Here is a 17,296-nt window from a genome sequence, read left to right on the forward strand (position 1 = left end):
GTCAATTCGGGATAAGGATATTGTGAACATGTAGATTAAAATCAAATTTTGTTGAAGGTTTATTTTTCTTTAATGAGTAAGCAACAAGAGTAGATAATATATGGACAAAGGCATTTATTGGTGATCTATGTCTAGTATGTTCAAGGTTCATTTTATTTTTTAGATAATCAAAAACTGTTTCAATTAAGTTACGCTTTCGAAGTAAGATTTTTTCTTTCAAATCCATTAATTTATTTTCCATATTCTTCTTAATTCCATGAATCATTTTTAAGCCTCTTTCATATAAATTTAAGAACAAATTTTGCTTAATATAACCTTTATCAGCTGCTATAATTCCAGTTAATCTTTTTGTTAACTCCGGTACTGGAACCCTATCATCTACATTGCCTTTGGTCACTTTTAATGCCATAAACTCCCCTTTATTATTGATTATTACATGTAATTTAAAACCATAAAAATACCCCATAGAGGATTTACTATGTTTGGCTAATCCTTTAAAAACTTTATTGCTATAACGCCTTTTATTGTGACAAGCTTTAATCGTTGTAGAGTCAATAAAATAAATACCTGTTTCCTCACCAAACAACAAATGAATCAACATATTTAGCGGTATGAATAATCGTGCCATTAATTCAACAAATCTATTATAACTCAAGGCTTTGGGAAAATCATCCTTATGCATGCACTCTATATAACTTTTATAGAAAAATTTAAAATTCTTAGCATAGGATGTATGAAACATAATTATTATTGTTAACATTTCACTTAGACTCATGCTACAACAGCGATTTCTTTGCTTATTTGATGGTAATAACTTTCTCTGTTCATACTCCAAATAAATTTTACAAAAATCATCTATAAAACTATATAATTCTGTGATATCTTTTTTCATGCCTGTAGTTTGTTTTTTTGTTTAAAAATATAAATACTGCAGGCACTCCTTTTTGACAATCCTTTTATCTATTACTATTTCATCTATATCTTATCCCGAACTGACGTAATATGATATTTGCAATCCCATTTAGAATGATTTAAACTTTCGTATGTTGTCATATATTTTCTCCTTTGACCGTCAAGCCAAAGAAGTTATATATGATAACTTTTTATTTTATACTAAATCTAAAGGCCAAGCCTTGATGGTCTCACTAGTCAAACTAGTGGCTTACCTATCATTGAGTTAAATTCTAGGTGACCATTAGCCTGAATATTGCACAATCAATTATCATAATACCCACAAAGTATTGGTAATATCAGGAAGTACAGTAATTTTATAAAAAATATAAATTTACAAAGTGTATTTTTAGAGAATCGACCTGCATGCCTTTTAGTATAAAGTCTACACGACAGAAAATTGCTGTCATCATGCAATATTCAGGTTAGGGGCAAAAGAGAGATGGGGGATATGGAAATTAGACCCTCTAAAATGGACAGTATGCCCTCCTGCCGTTGCAGTTAATGATTCTTCAAAAGTCGAATCGCTAACAACTACAGCAGGTTCTGCTAATTCTAATCTTTCTACTATTTCTTCTATTCTCAATATTTTTGGTGTATTTGGTATATTATGGGCGATCATAATATTTATCCTATTTAAAAATTATTTTGTACATTATATATAGTTTAATTTTTTACGCAATATCTTATACGTTTTTAAAGATTTTGTATGAAAAAAGCTGATCTCTAAGCGTCATTGCGAGCGAACGTATGTGAGCGTGGCAATCCATAAAGCTCGTAATATGGATTGCTTAGGAGGCTTACACCTCCTCGCAATCTGATGTATCCCCACGAAATTAAGCACGACAAAGCTCCGTCTTTATAATAGATGCCAGGGGTTCTACCAATGGTTTTATGGCATGCAAATAATTAAATTCAATAATAAATTTCCCAAGGGTAAAATACGAATAAATCTTTTTATCTTTTACTGTGTTAGGTTGGAAAATTCTTTGCATACCTTGGCTATAGCCTACCACACCTATAACCCAATATGTTATAATAACAATGGCAGATAGTAACATTAAAACTCCCCATCTATTCACATCTAAAGTTCGAATATATCTTCCAGCAAGACCAAATTGATGACTTTTTATCACTCGAAACGTCTCCTCTATTTGCATACGTTTGCTATATAACCTCACTATTTCCGCTCCCTTATATTCATCAGAACTTAAGTTAGTTACCAATATCCAAGGTTCTTTTGCAGCTTTGTTATATGAACCATTTGCTGTTTTACTGCTAGTACGATTCCTGCTAACCTTCTGCACTCGACCCTTAGGGACTTTGCAAGTTGTAACCATTCTGCAGGAATATTTATGAGCTTTGGTTAGCAGAATCGTACCACATTCCATCGTTTTTGAACCAATTGATGGCATGAAATTTTCAACTGATATCCAATCCTCATTCTTAGCTAATTTTAAATCTTTTCCTTGTCGTACCCGACACACCCAACTCCACCCTTGTTTTTCTATTTCCTTAAACCATTCAATATGAAAGCCAGCGTCCATAATCACAATAACCCTTTTTCCATCAGGTATTATACTCTTTAATTTATTTAGAAATTCTACCGTTCTGCCCTTTAATTCACCTTCTTCAAACACATCTTGATACAAAGGTAAACTCATCCCTCTTGTACAAAATTGAGCACTTAGCATTTGTACCATGCGATCATCTTTAAGATAACATAAATCAATCACAACACTGTCATCATTAGAATGCTTGATAAACTCAAATATGAAATATGATAAAGCACTATAGAGATTATCAACCTCGTTATATAAATGTTTGTTACCTATACATCTATCAACTTTTTTTATTTTATGTTTTACTTTACTATCACCACTCAAGTTCCTGCCAATTGCACTCAAAGACAAATTCTGACTATATCGCAAGCCTTCTGCAACATCAAGTAACGCATTTAAACGATTATTATGTATAAAAGGACAATGTTCTTTTATTACTTCATTTAATACTGTTTTTACATCCATAACCTACTATCTCCATCATCATTAAATAATGAAGATATTCTATCAATTCTTGCTATTTTGCAACAATTTCGTGGGGATACATCAGCTCACAATGACGGTTTTTCAATTATTGTTTTCTTAAACTGACGCTTATGCGATGGAGCGACGCCTATAAGTAATAGGCAAGCATTAAGCAACAACGTCACCAATTTCTCATCAATTGACTATACCTACTCTTCTAATAATTGTTCACGTATTGCTTGCAAGTCATCTTGACAATTATTCCAAACATCTTGGATTTCTTGTTCATAAGCAACTAACTCCAGCATAGTCCAATTAAACTGTTCAAAAAGCTTATATGCATTATTTAGCCCTCTATAAATAGCATCTATATTAGATAATGTTGTAGAAAATAATTCTTCTATTCTCGCTTCTTGCGATTTTTTATATTCACCATGACTAGCGGTACCAAATTCTGCTATATCATGCATCTGATTGGTTCGTATCTGTATTTCTACATTACGACTAGGCGTCCCAACGGCAAGCACGATATGCAGAGAACTATAAGCATTATGCTTAGGATTAATAATATAGTCTTTATATTTCTCAAGATTGTTAGGATATAGATCATGAATAATATCCAATACTTTGTAACAATCTTCTTGCTTATCAACTATAATTCTAAGAGCCACTAGGTCATTTAATTGATGGAAATCAATATTCTTTCTTAACAGCTTCTTTAAGACAGAAGCAGGGTCTTTTAGCCTGTATGATACGTTCTCTACTATAGAATTCTCATGCAAACTAGTACCAATAGCACTGACAATCTTGTGGAAATTATATAACATAAAACTCATATTACTCTATAATATTTTAGAGATATTAATAAAAATTACCACTTCCTGTCAATGACTAAATTATTAAGTTATAAATAAGATAGTCAATTCAGGGGAATTGGGTTGCAGGAGCGATGAGTAACAACGTCATCAACTTCTTATCAATTGACTATAGTGGAGTAATACTAATCTGGTTAGCTATATAAATATATCAAATTTGATGTATACATGATATATTTACCATCTTACTTCAAAAATTATTCTAAATGCGAATTTTCTGCAATTTATTGATTATTACTATTAAAATTATTATTTTGTTACCGATTGGTAGTTTGGCACAAGCTGAACAGCAAGGAATAAACAAACAGTTTAGTTTTTTGTCAACAGATTATATCGAATATAACCAAAAGGAACAATTTATTTATGCTAAAGGTAATGTTCAAATTATATTAGATAGTTATTTTTTAACAGCCAATTCTTTGATTTACGATATAGAACAAGATACACTCTGGGCTGAGGGTGATGTTAAAATTACAGATCAACAAAATAGAGTTATTTTGGGAGAATTTGTCATATTAAAAGATAAGCTAAAGGCGGGGATAATTTCAGATTTTATTTTATATCTTGGTGATAATACTCTCTTAGTGTCAAAATTAGCGGAAAGAGTCAATAAAGATGTTTTTCGTTTGCATAATAGTACCTTTACTCCATGTAAAATACTATGCAACCAAAAACCTATTTGGCAAATTTCTGCCAAAAATACTGAAGTAGATCTCAATAAGAACATAATGGTTTATAAGCATCTATTTTTTGAGGTATATGGTATTCCAATCTTCTATACACTCTATTTTTCTCATCCAACACCTAAGGCTCCTGCAAAATCAGGAATATTGATGCCTGGAATACAGGATAGCTCTTTAAGGATACCATTATATTATAGAACTAAACCTAATCTAGATTTTACTCTAACCCCAAAGATTTTTTGGGAAAAATATACAATTTTTGAACTAGAAGCTCGTTACAAACCAAACAAAAGTGATTATATATCTTTAGAGGCTAATTATGGCAAAGTACCCTACTCCTTAAAGAATGGTGCGATAACGATAAAAAACACTAAGGTAAATTCATATTATATATTAAGCAATGGTGATTTCACCAAAAACGATTATCGATATGGATTTAAGCTGCAACGTACTTCTGATAAAGCTTACTTAAAAAATTATTATAATAATTATACTCCATATTTGACTTCCAAGTTATATTTAGAACATGTCAATAATTACAATTACTTATTAACAGAAGGGATGTATTTTGAAGGATTGGGAACAAATGATTCTAGTAGCACCAGTCCATTAATTTTTCCTAAGGTTAGAACCAAGAATGTCATACCTTTAAATGACGATGAAACTACTAGCATAGTTATTGAGAATAATGCACTAATCTATAAAGAAAGAAGCGGTAGAGAACTAGGGCAAGTTGCATTGCAATTGGCAGTGGATAACAATTTCCTAACTTCATCTGGTCATTTATTTAATGTTACCTTACGAAATAGAGCAGATGTATATTTTATTAATCACCTATATCAAAATAATTCTAGGGCTAACAAGGTTCTTGCTAGAAATATACCAGAAATTCAAACTACTTGGCACTATCCATTAGCTGGCTCAATCTTTGATAAAGCTAGTCTATTTGTTGAACCAATTATATCAGCAACTATTGGACGTAAAAATAATTCTAATAAGAAATTTTCTTTTATCGATCCATCAAAATATGAACTATCGGAAAATAATATATTCAGTTCGAATCGCTATAGTGGTATAGATTATCATGAATTTGGCAATAGATTAAGTTATGGTATTAATTCTTCTATACTTTCAGAGCAAAATTATTCTAGTTTATTCCTAGGACAGACCTATAGTAATAATCTTATTAATAACAAATCTATTGATAATGTTGAAAATGTTGGCAGAATTTCTAGTAATTTTTCTGATACAATAGAGCTGTTCTATAGATTTAGAAAAAGCAAGAATTTTCAGCCAATTAGAGATGAATTAGGTGGCACCCTTAACTCTAAGGCAATTCAGTTAACTGTTGGATTAGTGCAAATTTCTAATGTACAGAAATATTATTCTACCAATGAATTAATTGATAATAAAGTAAGACAACTTTACTATAACTTTACTTATCAATTAGCAGAAAATTGGTCAGTTGCCTATGATATGAGAGTAGACTGGGCAAAAAATAAAATATATATTCTTTCTAAGAGTATCCAGGTGACATACTTGAATGAGTGTGTTAAAATAGCAGGAAAACTTTCAGACAATTATATGGGAGATAATAGCAGGGGGATAAAAAAGACTTTTGCCGTCCCTACTATTTCTGTAGGTCTAAAAATATTAAATATGTGAGCCTAAAATTATGAAGAAGTTAAATATGAAAAAGTTATTTTGTTTAGTTACTATCATTTTTAACATAACTATAGCAAAAGCAGAATTATCCAATATAGTTGCATTAGTTAATAATGAGCCAATTACCTTACATGAATTTCTAGCTAGAAAACACATGATCATGGCACTTAACAATATTCCTAATCCTGATTCTCAAACAAATAAGCAACTTGATAAGATGGCAATTAACAGCATGATTGATGATGTATTGCTTTATCAGTCTGCAAACGGTAAGAAAAGTTCTGATAGTGAGATAAATGAATCTATAAGAACCATTGAGCAACGTAATAAAATGCCAGAAGGGCAGTTAATAAAGTTTTTGAAAAGTAAATCTGTAGATATTAATAATTTTAAATCCCAGATAGGTGCCGAAATTATCAAAATGAATATTTTATCTAGTATTTCAAGATCAGTTGCTATTAGTGTAAAAGAAGTTAATGATATAATATTAGCGACAGATTCAAAAGATGCGGAAATATCAGCACAGATTTTTACTTCACAAGATAAAGATGATAAAACTTTGCATAAGATGTGTGATTTACAAAAACGTCTTAAAAATTGTTCTGATGTCAAAGAATCTTTATATAAAGATTTTTCTACATTAGAGGTAATTAATCAGAATCTAAGTACTCTAGATTTTACGCTACAAACAATTCTCAAAGATTTAAATATAGGAGAAAGAAGTAATGTTTTTGAGATGCAAGACGGATTTAAATTAATCTTAATGTGCGACAAAAAGATGATTAATGTTACTAGTGATGAAAATAATTACGTAGTAAATCTGCTAGCTAATAAGAAAATGTCACAAAAAGCACAAAAATACTTTGAAGATATGCGTAAGAAAGCATATATCAAAATAATGCTACCTTTGTGATCTTAAATAATTTAAATACCTTACCTTCAATTGCAAAGCATGCTAGCAAACATGGTATTGCTCCTATTAAGAAATATGGTCAAAATTTCATTTTTGATAGTAGCCTATGTGATAAAATAGTTCGAGTTAGTGGGCTGCAAGAAAATGATTTGGTCTTAGAAATTGGCCCTGGTACAGCCGGACTCACTAGAGCTATTCTTGCCTACAACCCTAAATCTTTAACTGTTATTGAAACTGACGTTAGATGTATACCTTTACTTATGGAAATAAGAGAATTGTCCCCTAATCTGCACATTATTCATTCGGATGCTACTAAATTTGATCTATCAGCTTTAAGTACTATAGTCAATTCAGGAGAATTAGGTAGCAGGAACGATGGAGCGACGCCTATAAATAATAGGCGAGCGACGAGTGACAACGTCCCCAACTTCTCATCAATTGACTATAACAAAGTAACTATTATTTCAAATTTACCTTACCAAATAGGCACAGAGTTAGTCATAAAATGGTTAAAAAAATTACCATTAATAAATAGTATGACTTTAATGCTGCAAAAGGAGGTTGTAGACCGAATATGTGGTAAAGTTGGAACAAAATCCTACGGAAGATTATCAGTAATATGTCAGTTACTTTGTTCTGTTGAAAAATGCTTTGATGTTAATCCGCAAGCTTTCTATCCGGCACCAAAAGTCCACTCGGCTATAGTTAAACTCGTACCTTATAACAATAATGCATTAACAGCTGAACTAATTGAAAAAGTCGAGTTAATAACTAGACTAGCCTTTGGCAAGCGACGTAAAATGATTAAATCATCTTTAAAGACACTAACATCGTGTATAGAAGATTTGTTAGCAAAATTAAAAATTGATAATTTCTGTCGATCTGAAAATTTATCACCACAAGATTATTTATCTTTAGCAAAATTATGTTTAGAGTAAAGGTTAGTGACAATAAAGAGAACAAAAGTAAAAGTTAATGAATAACTCATCTTACGCATGGCATTTACAGGTCATATATCTCGCCATTGTTTCTTAGCACTAAAGTAACTTCTCGCAATGACACTTGTGCCACCCTACAAAATCATAATTAGAATGTTTATGTTTAAATTATTAAATCCTTATTTTTTTAGTAAGCTAGTACGAACCATGTTACCATTATTGCTAGTTGCAATGTTAGTAGTAATGGGGTTGGGGTTATACCAAGCTTTGATAGTATCGCCACCAGATTACCAACAAGGTGATATGGTTAGGATTATGTATGTTCATGTACCAGCTTCTTGGATGGCACTAGGTATTTATACATTTATAGCTATTTGTAGTTTGTCTAACCTAGTGTGGAAAACTAAAATGTCCTTCTTAGTGGCAGTAGCAAGTGCTCCTATTGGGACAGTTTTCTGTATGATTAGTATAGTAACAGGGGCATTATGGGGAAAGCCTATTTGGGGAACTTGGTGGGTTTGGGATGCTAGACTTACCTCAATGTTCGTATTATTCTTACTATATTTAAGCTATATCGTGGTGGTGAATAGTGGTGATAGGATAAGCCGTACTGAAAAACCAGCCTCGGTGATTGCTTTAATTGGCTTTATCAATGTTCCCATAGTAAAATTTTCGGTAAATATTTGGTATAGTTTACATCAGCCAGCAAGCGTTTTAAGGCTAGGTAGTCCGACTATTGATAATTCTATGTTATTACCCTTAGTGCTAATGTTTATAAGTAGCATACTATATTTTCTATTAGTATTGGGTTTGAGATCTTGCATGTTAATTGCTAAATTCAAGGAGTATGACAATTTATGACTTATGTTGTTACCGATGAGTGCGTAAAATGTAAATATACTGATTGCGTAGAAGTATGCCCTGTCGATTGCTTTTATGAAGGGGAGTTAATGTTGGTAATTAATCCTGACGAATGTATTGATTGTGGAGTATGTGAGAGTGAGTGTCCGGTTAAAGCTATTAAGCCAGAATCAGAACAGCTGATTGACTGGATAGAGAGAGCTAAGTTTTTTTCCAGTAAATGGTCAAATATTACGGTTAAGAAACCAGCCCTACCGGATGCAGATAAATATCAGAACGAGAAAAATAAATTTGAAAAATATATGGGTGAAGTTTAATTTATTGCAAGATTTTTAGTGGAGAAGATGGTAAAATAGCATTAGTTATCAATATAGAATTAAGAGGTTATATTATATGTTTTTGTCAAAATTTCTTGACCCTAAAAATGATTTTTGTTTTCGCCAAATATTTGGTACTGAAAAGAATAAAGATATACTTGTTCATTTTTTAAATGATGTTCTCAGCCTTGAAGAAAATGAGAAAATAATTAGTGTAACGTTTTTGCCAACTATCCAAGACCCTGATATTGCTATTTACAGAAAGTCTATAGTTGATGTGTTATGTAAAGATCAACATGGTAATCAATTCATCGTAGAGATGCAGATAAGTAAGCATCCAGGATTTGAGAAAAGAGCCCAATATTATGCAGCTAAAGCATATTCTAGGCAAATACTTGAGGAAGATGAGGAATACAAGAAAATGGCAGTATACGCCAAATTAAAAGGAGTGATATTTTTAGCAATAGCGGATTTTATGATGTTTGACGATAAAAAACATTGGAAATCAGAACATCGTCTTTTAGATACAAAGACCTATGCCAATGATTTAAAAGATTTTTACTTTGTTTTTTTTGAGTTGACGAAATTTAATAAAACTATAGAAAATCTAAAAACTATTGAAGAAAAGTGGATGTATTTTTTTAAGCATGCAGGAGATAGTGCATTAACATTAACAGAAATAGAGCATTTAATAGGTAAGGATGAAATTATTAGGAGAGCCTTTGAGGCTGTAGACCAAGCTAGCTGGAGTGAAGAAGAATTGCGTACCTATGAGAAAATAACCAAAACTCGTCTTGATAATTTAGCGGTAGAGCAGCAAAAAATTGAAGATGCTGAAGCTAGAGGTAAAGCTGAAGGCAAGGCTGAAGGTGTTAAAGAAAAAGCTATAGCCATGGCAAAAGAAATGTTAATTGATAATGAGCCAATGGAGAGAATAGTTAAATATACAAAACTAACCCTTGAAGAAATAGAGAAGTTAAAAGAAGAAATAGAACAGTCAAAAGAAGAATAACCTATGAGTAAAGAAGTAATTGCTAATAACTATGAAGCTAACAATACTTCCTCTGGTAATGACTGGCTAGCTAATATGCCGGAGGAAATACGTAAAGCTGAGTCACTGGGTAAATTCAAGGATGTATCATCTTTAGCTCAGAGCTATTTGGAAGCAGAGAAAAGTTTAAATCAGCGAATTGCTGTGCCAAAAGATGACAGCTCTGATGATGAATGGCATAAATTCTATTGTCGCTTGGGATTGCCTGAAGATAAGAAATATACTGATAAACGAACCAAAGAAGATGAAGAATATTTAACCCGTTATGAGGACATGTTTTACCAAAGCGGATTATCTAAAAGACAAGGAGAGAAGCTGCTTAATTCTCTGTATGGTTTTTCGCAGGATTTACAAAAACAGCAACAAAGTGTTATCGAGCAAACACGTCACTCTCACATTGATTGGCTAAAAAACAATTATGGTGAAGGTTTTGACAGTAAAATGACAGTGATGCAGGCAGCCTTGTCTAAGTTTGGTAGTAAAGAACTGGCTGGATTAATTGAAGATTCGCATTATGCACCAGCTCTAGTAGATTTATTAGTACGAGTCGGTGAAACTTTAAATCTGACTCGTTAATAACTGGTAAAGAGTTACCTGCCATTAACAGCCGAGAGGCGGCATTGTCAGAGATAGATAAACTTGATTCTGACCCCGAGTTTGTGGTAAAATTAAAGAGGACTGGCAGGCATATAATCTACCCAATTAATGAAAATAATAAATTGGAGATACAAGAACTTATTAGCAAGTTAAATCATAATAACCAACTTGTTCCTAAAGATATTGTTGTTTTCGGACGAGAAATATCTTTTAAAATGGCTAGCGAGAAAATATTAGTAACAGATTTTGAAGAGTTATTTGTAAGAGAATTAGGTTATGTTGATTATGTAGATATTTGTCAAAAATTTTCTATTATAATAGTAGAAAATATTCGTATAATAAGTTCTGATAATACAGATTTAGCTGTTAGATTTATAAATTTTGTTGATAATGCTTATTTTTATAAGGTTGTACTATTTATGACTTTACAAGATGAACCCATAAAAATATATCAGAATGGTTTGCGTAGTAATGAATTTAAGAGAACTATTTCAAGGTTGCATGAAATGAATAGTGATAGCTATGCCAATTAAAGGCGGTAAATTTATTACGTTTGAAGGCGGAGAAGGGTGCGGTAAATCTACCCAGAGTAATATGTTATCCCAGTATTTACTGTCACAAAATATCCCTACAGATTTAACACGTGAAGTGGGTGGAACTATTGCGGCTGAGAAAATGCGTGACATTTTAGTGCATCAAGATTTGTTGCCTATGTCAGAACTGCTGCAAGTTATGGCGGCACGTTATGACCATCTTCATAAAAGGATTATTCCTAAGCTAAATTCTGGGGTTTCAGTTATTTGTGATAGGTTTATAGATTCTACGGCTTGTTATCAAGGGCAAGAGGTAGGTACTGATTTAGTTTACGACCTTCATAAATCTCTAATATCACCTGTGATGCCTGATATTACCTTTTTTATTGATATAGAGCCAAATATTGCTTTAGCAAGGGCATGTGCGAGAGGTAATAATAATAAATTTGAAAGTAAGAATATTGAATTTCATCAAAAAGTCTATGATAAATTTCAATATATATCAGATAAATTTCCAGATAGAATAGTAAAAATAAACGCTGCAGATCTTAGTGCAAACGAAATTCATGATATAATTGTTGTGATGCTCACACGAAAGCTTGAAAAAACTATATAATTTTGTCACGTAACTATTTTGTTAATAGAGAAATATGCTAATTTTCATTGACTTTATTGCCATAGAGCTTTAAAAGTGCTAATGTAGCTTCACCCGACTTCCGCAAGAAAATGTTGAAAGATGGGAAGAGATGATATGGAGGAGCCATAGAGCTGGGAAATGATTTTTTCAGGCGGCTTGTTGTGCCTAGTAAATAATTTGTTGTTGACTTTGGTTTTTGTTATGCTATAAATATATTATTACATCTTAACTCTACAATTACCCAAATGTACATACGTCGTAAAAAAACACCCAACAGTCCAAGGCAATCAATACAAGTGGTTGAAGGATACCGAGATAGCAAAGGTAATGTCAAACAGCGTATTGTCCGGCATTTAGGGGTATTCTTCGATGATGCAGAAGAAGCCAAATTAGTTGCATTAGCAGAGGATTTAATTGTAAAGATTAAAGCTGAACGGGCAGTAGCTTCCGGTCAGGGCAGCTTCTTTGCTGATGATGGCTTAGCTAGCAAAAAAGGTCGCCCAGTCAAAAAGCAACTATCGGATATTATCCCTGTTAACCAAGTTAAATTAGACGAAATAGTTGAGACTGCTAGGCTTGTAGAAGGGGTGCATGAGGTAGGCGGGTATGTTTACGATCAAATGGATTTCAACCAACTATAGTTAATTCAGGGGAATTTGGTGCTAGGAACGATGGAGTGACGCCTATAAGTAATAGGCGAGCGACGACGTCACCAACTTCCCATCAATTGACTATAATGCAACGTAAACGTGATTCTGAGATACTTCGCAATTTGGTATTAGCCCGTATGGTAAAGCCTGATAGCAAGCGTGGTCTAGCGCAATATTTAAGCGAACAATTTGACAAAAACCATGATTTAGACGCCATATATCGCATGATGGATAAGTTGCAGGAGCAGATCCTAAAATTAAAGAATTATGCTTTAAAAATACCTTGGCTCTAATCCCTAACAAGCAAGTAAGTTTAGTATTTTTTGATGTTACAACATTATATTTTGAATCAACAGAAGTCTATGAACTCCGGGCTTTTGGTTATAGTAAAGACCATCGCTTTAATACCACTCAATTAGTGCTGGCTCTTGCGACTAATGAAGATGGATTACCGCTTGGCTATGAGCTATTTAGTGGTAATACCGCCGAAGTTAAGACCCTATTGCAAGCTATTAATAGTTGGCAAAGTTTTTTAAAAGTTAAGGATGTATGCTTTATAGCTGACCGAGCAAGAGCCTTTCTAATTAAGTGTGTAAATTTTTCATAGGGCTTAAATTCTACCTTCAAATTTTATCAAAAAGTGAGCCATAGCTGCGTTCCAGTTCGGAATCGGCATAACCCATTTCTTGGTCATATAATCAATTGCCAAATATAAGGTCTTAAAAACGGCATTATCATTTGGAAAAACCCTTTTATTCTTAGTAACCTTACGTAATTGGCTATTGACAGATTCTATACTATTAGTTGTGTATATTACTTTCCTTATCGCCTCAGGGTATTCTAGAAAAACCATTAAATTTTCCCAATGAACATACCAAGATTTAGCAATTTGTGGATACTGTTTACTCCATTTAGCTTCAAAAGATTCTAAAGCAAGATGTGCTTCTTCCTCTGTGCTAGCAGTATATATAGGCTTTAAATCAGCCGCTAATTCTTTTCGGTCTTTATATGATACATATTTTAAACTATTTCTAATCTGATGTACAATACATAATTGATGTTCGGTTTTCGGAAAAACTGCTTCTATTGCCTCAGACATACCGGTTAAATTATCACTGCAAGCAATAAGCATGTCTTGCATACCTCTGTTCTTCATCTCAGTAAAATTACCAAGCCAAAATTTAGCTCCTTCATTTTCACTGTTCCACAATCCTAAAATATCCTTCCTTCCAGATAAATCAATACCTAATGCTACATATACAGACTTATTGATAATTCGTTTATCTTGACGTACTTTTACTACTAAACAGTCAAAAAATACTATAGCATATACTCGATCCAATGGTCGGCTTTGCCATATCTTGACATCCTCAATTACATCATCAGTAATTTGACTTATCAAACTTTCGCTAACGTCAGCTCCATACAATTCTTGCATTTGAATCTTAATATCAGATAAGCTCATTCCTTTAGCGTATAACGATATTATTTTATCATCAAATCCTTCAATACGTCTTTGACGCTTCGGAATTAATGCAGGTTCAAATGTACTACTTCTATCCCTTGGAACCTCAATCTCTACAACTCCATTATACCAATTGCAATAATTAACGCAGTGGTGTAAAATGGGTTTTTAACTGATAAAGGTACTCAAATGGCTAGGTTAATATTACCACAAGGTTTTCATGGTCATGATTTTATAAAAATGATGAAACATGAGCCGCATGGTCGAAATCGTATACACGTCAGTTCGGGATAAGATATAGATGAAATAGTAATAGATAAAAGGATTGTCAAAAAGGAGTGCCTGCAGTATTTATATTTTTAAACAAAAAAACAAACTACAGGCATGAAAAAAGATATCACAGAATTATATAGTTTTATAGATGATTTTTGTAAAATTTATTTGGAGTATGAACAGAGAAAGTTATTACCATCAAATAAGCAAAGAAATCGCTGTTGTAGCATGAGTCTAAGTGAAATGTTAACAATAATAATTATGTTTCATACATCCTATGCTAAGAATTTTAAATTTTTCTATAAAAGTTATATAGAGTGCATGCATAAGGATGATTTTCCCAAAGCCTTGAGTTATAATAGATTTGTTGAATTAATGGCACGATTATTCATACCGCTAAATATGTTGATTCATTTGTTGTTTGGTGAGGAAACAGGTATTTATTTTATTGACTCTACAACGATTAAAGCTTGTCACAATAAAAGGCGTTATAGCAATAAAGTTTTTAAAGGATTAGCCAAACATAGTAAATCCTCTATGGGGTATTTTTATGGTTTTAAATTACATGTAATAATCAATAATAAAGGGGAGTTTATGGCATTAAAAGTGACCAAAGGCAATGTAGATGATAGGGTTCCAGTACCGGAGTTAACAAAAAGATTAACTGGAATTATAGCAGCTGATAAAGGTTATATTAAGCAAAATTTGTTCTTAAATTTATATGAAAGAGGCTTAAAAATGATTCATGGAATTAAGAAGAATATGGAAAATAAATTAATGGATTTGAAAGAAAAAATCTTACTTCGAAAGCGTAACTTAATTGAAACAGTTTTTGATTATCTAAAAAATAAAATGAACCTTGAACATACTAGACATAGATCACCAATAAATGCCTTTGTCCATATATTATCTACTCTTGTTGCTTACTCATTAAAGAAAAATAAACCTTCAACAAAATTTGATTTTAATCTACATGTTCACAATATCCTTATCCCGAATTGACGTGTTTATCTAGGCTGCAAAGTTTAAGTGGTGTTCCTGTGGCATATAGCTCGCTCTGGCAACAATATTTAGATGTTTGGCAAGAAGGTGGTGGAGCTGAAATTTACGGGGTATTATTGGAAATGGCTGCCGAATGTAGTTCACTGAACCTTGATGATACTAGAGCTAGGATTTTAGAAATTACTATAGCCAATAAGAAATTACGTACTCAAAATAAGAAAGGACGCAGCTGTTATACTACTACAATATGTGCTAAGACTGCAAATAATGAGGTGATAGTTTTATATTTTACCGGTAATAGGCATGGTGGAGAAAATATAGGTAACGTACTAAAGAATCGTAAGAATAGAACAGATTCTATCCAATTAATGACTGACGCAAGTAATAATAATAACCCGGTATTATCAGAAGCAGATCAAGAATTACTGGCAATAATAGTGATGATCAATTGTTTGTCACATGGTCAGAGAAAATTTACAGAGAATGAACTATATTACCCTGAAGAATGCGGATATTTTCTCAAACAAACACGAGGGATTTACCACAATGAACATCAATGTAAAGAGATGAGTCCTGAAGAAAAACTTTGGTATCATCAGGAACATAGCAGTAAATATATAGAAAACATATATAACAAAATAGACGAATTATTTAACGACAAGAAAGTTGAGCCTAATAGTAGGCTTGGACAAGCTATGAAATATTGGATAAATAATAAAGAAGGTTTGACTCAAAATGCCAGTTAGCAATCTTGATAATAATTGGGCTGAGAGATCACTGCGTACCATTATTTTACAAAGGAAGAATTCATTATTCTTTAAAACAATCAATAGTGCTGAGATACATAGTGGTCTGTATAGTATAGTAAAGACTTGTAGTGAGAACGAGATCAATGCCTTTAAATATTTAAATTGGCTACAAGAGCAGAGTAGCAAAGCAAAGAAGAGTCCTGCGAATTATACGCCTTTTGCCTATGCAAGATATATGAATAATACGGAATTAATCGAGACAGCAGCTTAAACGACAGGAAGCCAATCATTAGAGAATTTGGCAGAACTAGGATTACCATTATGAATAAGAATGTGTAAGGTTCTATAACAAATTTGATAAGATGAATTATCAGATGGGAAAAGTTTTGCGGTAAATTTACCTTTGGATAGGCGTTTAGAGCATAGCCAAAAGCCTTGACCGTCAAAGGACAAAATTTTAATGGCAGTTCTGTTTTTATTATAGAATAAAAACAAGGAACCATTAAGAGGGTCAGAAGAAAGTTTTTGTCTACAAACAGCGATTAAGCCATCGATACCCTTGCGAAAATCGATGGCAATAGTGGTAACAAAAATAACTGACGCCGGGGTTAGTTGCAACATAAAAATGTCTGAATTATGGTTTTTGGTTCTAGTGTTTGGATAATAAGTTTGGTACCATTTGGTTTAATAATGTGACAAGTATAGTGATTTTGTTTGGGGGCAGCTACAGGATCGGTATCTATAGAATATAATAGTTGAAATGGGAGAAAATTAATATTTTGTTGTAGAGCTTGATTTGAAGTTGAGACAGGAGAAGTTTTGAGGGTAGGCTCATGGGCTTTTTTAATTGAACTGATTGTTGCTTTATTAATATTAAGATGTTTAGCTATCTCTTGGTAAGAATAATGATGGAGTAATTGGTAAACTAATTCCTTTAGATGGTTTGGTATAGGATCAAACTTATTAGTTTTAGTTTGACGCCAGGCTTTAAATTGCTGAGCTACTTGCTCAATAGTAATTGATGGTATTTGCATAGTATGGAATCCAAATGTATAAAAAATTCATACTAGCAAAAACATTAGATAAAGTTATGCAGTTTTGCTGCAGGT

The 17,296-nt window shown here is 32.5% G+C and carries 18 protein-coding genes and 3 pseudogenes; 14 read left to right on the top strand and 7 right to left on the bottom strand.

The genetic code is table 11. The features are described from left to right. Position 1: 1 nt before the first annotated feature. The 4 genes from NBW66_RS02920 to NBW66_RS02935 all read right to left on the bottom strand — a co-directional run bounded on the left by NBW66_RS02920 (position 2) and on the right by NBW66_RS02935 (position 3,760). Positions 2–892, bottom strand: a complete 891-nt coding sequence (locus tag NBW66_RS02920) for an IS982 family transposase (protein ID WP_250310582.1) — start codon at positions 890–892, stop codon at positions 2–4. A 468-nt stretch (positions 893–1,360) separates the two neighbouring features. Beyond that, complete coding sequence (locus tag NBW66_RS02925) at positions 1,361–1,573, bottom strand: hypothetical protein (protein ID WP_250311699.1); 213 nt, start codon at positions 1,571–1,573, stop codon at positions 1,361–1,363. A 214-nt stretch (positions 1,574–1,787) separates the two neighbouring features. Continuing rightward, the gene (locus tag NBW66_RS02930) at positions 1,788–2,978 is read right to left on the bottom strand and encodes an IS4 family transposase (protein ID WP_250311083.1); all 1,191 of its coding nucleotides are present in this window, start codon (positions 2,976–2,978) and stop codon (positions 1,788–1,790) included. 209 nt (positions 2,979–3,187) lie between these two features. After that, a complete protein-coding gene (locus tag NBW66_RS02935) occupies positions 3,188–3,760 on the bottom strand; it encodes a nucleotidyltransferase family protein (RefSeq protein ID WP_250311700.1) in 573 nt (190 codons plus the stop codon). Positions 3,761–4,059: 299 nt separating this feature from the next. On the opposite strand from NBW66_RS02935, the gene NBW66_RS02940 reads away from it, so the two are divergent. The 11 genes and pseudogenes from NBW66_RS02940 to NBW66_RS15190 all read left to right on the top strand — a co-directional run. After that, complete coding sequence (locus tag NBW66_RS02940; protein WP_410525808.1) at positions 4,060–6,201, top strand: LPS-assembly protein LptD; 2,142 nt, start codon at positions 4,060–4,062, stop codon at positions 6,199–6,201. 25 nt (positions 6,202–6,226) lie between these two features. Further along, complete coding sequence (locus NBW66_RS02945; protein WP_250311702.1) at positions 6,227–7,114, top strand: SurA N-terminal domain-containing protein; 888 nt, start codon at positions 6,227–6,229, stop codon at positions 7,112–7,114. Next, on the top strand, positions 7,114–8,052 hold the full coding sequence (locus NBW66_RS02950) for a ribosomal RNA small subunit methyltransferase A (RefSeq protein WP_250312247.1): 939 nt from the start codon (positions 7,114–7,116) through the stop codon (positions 8,050–8,052). Before NBW66_RS02945 ends, NBW66_RS02950 begins: the two co-directional genes overlap by 1 nt. A 159-nt stretch (positions 8,053–8,211) precedes the next feature. After that, positions 8,212–8,913: a heme ABC transporter permease gene (locus NBW66_RS02955; RefSeq protein WP_250311703.1), complete on the top strand. Its 702-nt coding sequence runs from the start codon at positions 8,212–8,214 to the stop codon at positions 8,911–8,913. Then, the gene (fdxA, locus tag NBW66_RS02960; RefSeq protein WP_094649188.1) at positions 8,910–9,230 is read left to right on the top strand and encodes a ferredoxin FdxA; all 321 of its coding nucleotides are present in this window, start codon (positions 8,910–8,912) and stop codon (positions 9,228–9,230) included. The genes NBW66_RS02955 and fdxA overlap by 4 nt, the downstream gene beginning before the upstream one ends. Positions 9,231–9,306: 76 nt before the next feature. Then, positions 9,307–10,242 (top strand): Rpn family recombination-promoting nuclease/putative transposase, encoded by a 936-nt coding sequence (locus NBW66_RS02965; RefSeq protein ID WP_250311704.1) that lies wholly within the window; start codon positions 9,307–9,309, stop codon positions 10,240–10,242. A gap of 3 nt (positions 10,243–10,245) precedes the next feature. Further along, positions 10,246–10,857, top strand: coding sequence for a hypothetical protein (locus tag NBW66_RS02970; RefSeq protein ID WP_250310800.1), 612 nt, complete (start codon positions 10,246–10,248; stop codon positions 10,855–10,857). A 44-nt stretch (positions 10,858–10,901) separates the two neighbouring features. Further along, complete coding sequence (gene zapE, locus NBW66_RS02975; protein WP_250311705.1) at positions 10,902–11,411, top strand: AFG1/ZapE family ATPase; 510 nt, start codon at positions 10,902–10,904, stop codon at positions 11,409–11,411. Next, positions 11,401–12,027: a dTMP kinase gene (tmk, locus tag NBW66_RS02980; RefSeq protein WP_250311474.1), complete on the top strand. Its 627-nt coding sequence runs from the start codon at positions 11,401–11,403 to the stop codon at positions 12,025–12,027. The genes zapE and tmk overlap by 11 nt, the downstream gene beginning before the upstream one ends. 266 nt (positions 12,028–12,293) lie before the next feature. Then, a pseudogene (locus tag NBW66_RS02985) lies at positions 12,294–12,686 on the top strand (IS1634 family transposase); the annotation flags it as partial. Positions 12,687–12,787: 101 nt separating this feature from the next. Continuing rightward, a pseudogene (locus tag NBW66_RS15190) lies at positions 12,788–13,269 on the top strand (IS1634 family transposase); the annotation flags it as partial. 39 nt (positions 13,270–13,308) lie between these two features. Here the strand turns inward: NBW66_RS15190 and NBW66_RS03000 are convergent. After that, positions 13,309–14,289, bottom strand: a pseudogene (locus NBW66_RS03000) (IS256 family transposase); the annotation flags it as partial. A 258-nt stretch (positions 14,290–14,547) separates the two neighbouring features. Here NBW66_RS03000 and NBW66_RS03005 point away from each other — a divergent pair. The 3 genes from NBW66_RS03005 to NBW66_RS14405 are packed head-to-tail and all read left to right on the top strand — an operon-like array spanning position 14,548 to position 16,458. After that, the gene (locus NBW66_RS03005; protein ID WP_250310582.1) at positions 14,548–15,438 is read left to right on the top strand and encodes an IS982 family transposase; all 891 of its coding nucleotides are present in this window, start codon (positions 14,548–14,550) and stop codon (positions 15,436–15,438) included. Further along, positions 15,435–16,184, top strand: coding sequence for an IS66 family transposase (locus NBW66_RS14400; protein ID WP_284346718.1), 750 nt, complete (start codon positions 15,435–15,437; stop codon positions 16,182–16,184). The genes NBW66_RS03005 and NBW66_RS14400 overlap by 4 nt, the downstream gene beginning before the upstream one ends. After that, positions 16,174–16,458, top strand: coding sequence for an IS66 family transposase (locus NBW66_RS14405; RefSeq protein ID WP_250311030.1), 285 nt, complete (start codon positions 16,174–16,176; stop codon positions 16,456–16,458). The genes NBW66_RS14400 and NBW66_RS14405 overlap by 11 nt, the downstream gene beginning before the upstream one ends. On the opposite strand, the gene tnpB is transcribed toward NBW66_RS14405, so the two are convergent. Together tnpB and NBW66_RS03020 are read right to left on the bottom strand one after the other, a co-directional pair. Beyond that, complete coding sequence (tnpB, locus tag NBW66_RS03015) at positions 16,455–16,808, bottom strand: IS66 family insertion sequence element accessory protein TnpB (RefSeq protein WP_250310638.1); 354 nt, start codon at positions 16,806–16,808, stop codon at positions 16,455–16,457. The genes NBW66_RS14405 and tnpB overlap by 4 nt on opposite strands. Continuing rightward, positions 16,796–17,221 carry a hypothetical protein gene (locus NBW66_RS03020; RefSeq protein ID WP_250310639.1) on the bottom strand — a complete coding sequence of 142 codons (426 nt, stop codon included), beginning with the start codon at positions 17,219–17,221 and terminating at the stop codon, positions 16,796–16,798. The genes tnpB and NBW66_RS03020 overlap by 13 nt, the downstream gene beginning before the upstream one ends. Positions 17,222–17,296: the final 75 nt, after the last annotated feature.

It is taken from the genome of Rickettsia endosymbiont of Oedothorax gibbosus, assembly GCF_936269705.1.
In the GTDB taxonomy this organism is placed as follows: domain Bacteria; phylum Pseudomonadota; class Alphaproteobacteria; order Rickettsiales; family Rickettsiaceae; genus Tisiphia.

Coding starts and splice junctions, on each gene's coding strand:
- NBW66_RS02955 (WP_250311703.1), top strand. CDS start 8,212: ATGTTTAAATTATTAAATCCTTATTTTTTTAGTAAGCTAGTACGAACC.
- fdxA (WP_094649188.1), top strand. CDS start 8,910: ATGACTTATGTTGTTACCGATGAGTGCGTAAAATGTAAATATACTGAT.
- NBW66_RS02940 (WP_410525808.1), top strand. CDS start 4,060: ATGCGAATTTTCTGCAATTTATTGATTATTACTATTAAAATTATTATT.
- tmk (WP_250311474.1), top strand. CDS start 11,401: ATGCCAATTAAAGGCGGTAAATTTATTACGTTTGAAGGCGGAGAAGGG.
- NBW66_RS14405 (WP_250311030.1), top strand. CDS start 16,174: ATGCCAGTTAGCAATCTTGATAATAATTGGGCTGAGAGATCACTGCGT.
- NBW66_RS02925 (WP_250311699.1), bottom strand. CDS start 1,573: ATGATCGCCCATAATATACCAAATACACCAAAAATATTGAGAATAGAA.
- NBW66_RS03005 (WP_250310582.1), top strand. CDS start 14,548: ATGAAAAAAGATATCACAGAATTATATAGTTTTATAGATGATTTTTGT.
- NBW66_RS02965 (WP_250311704.1), top strand. CDS start 9,307: ATGTTTTTGTCAAAATTTCTTGACCCTAAAAATGATTTTTGTTTTCGC.
- NBW66_RS02970 (WP_250310800.1), top strand. CDS start 10,246: ATGAGTAAAGAAGTAATTGCTAATAACTATGAAGCTAACAATACTTCC.
- tnpB (WP_250310638.1), bottom strand. CDS start 16,808: ATGTTGCAACTAACCCCGGCGTCAGTTATTTTTGTTACCACTATTGCC.
- NBW66_RS02930 (WP_250311083.1), bottom strand. CDS start 2,978: ATGGATGTAAAAACAGTATTAAATGAAGTAATAAAAGAACATTGTCCT.
- NBW66_RS02945 (WP_250311702.1), top strand. CDS start 6,227: ATGAAAAAGTTATTTTGTTTAGTTACTATCATTTTTAACATAACTATA.
- NBW66_RS03020 (WP_250310639.1), bottom strand. CDS start 17,221: ATGCAAATACCATCAATTACTATTGAGCAAGTAGCTCAGCAATTTAAA.
- NBW66_RS02920 (WP_250310582.1), bottom strand. CDS start 892: ATGAAAAAAGATATCACAGAATTATATAGTTTTATAGATGATTTTTGT.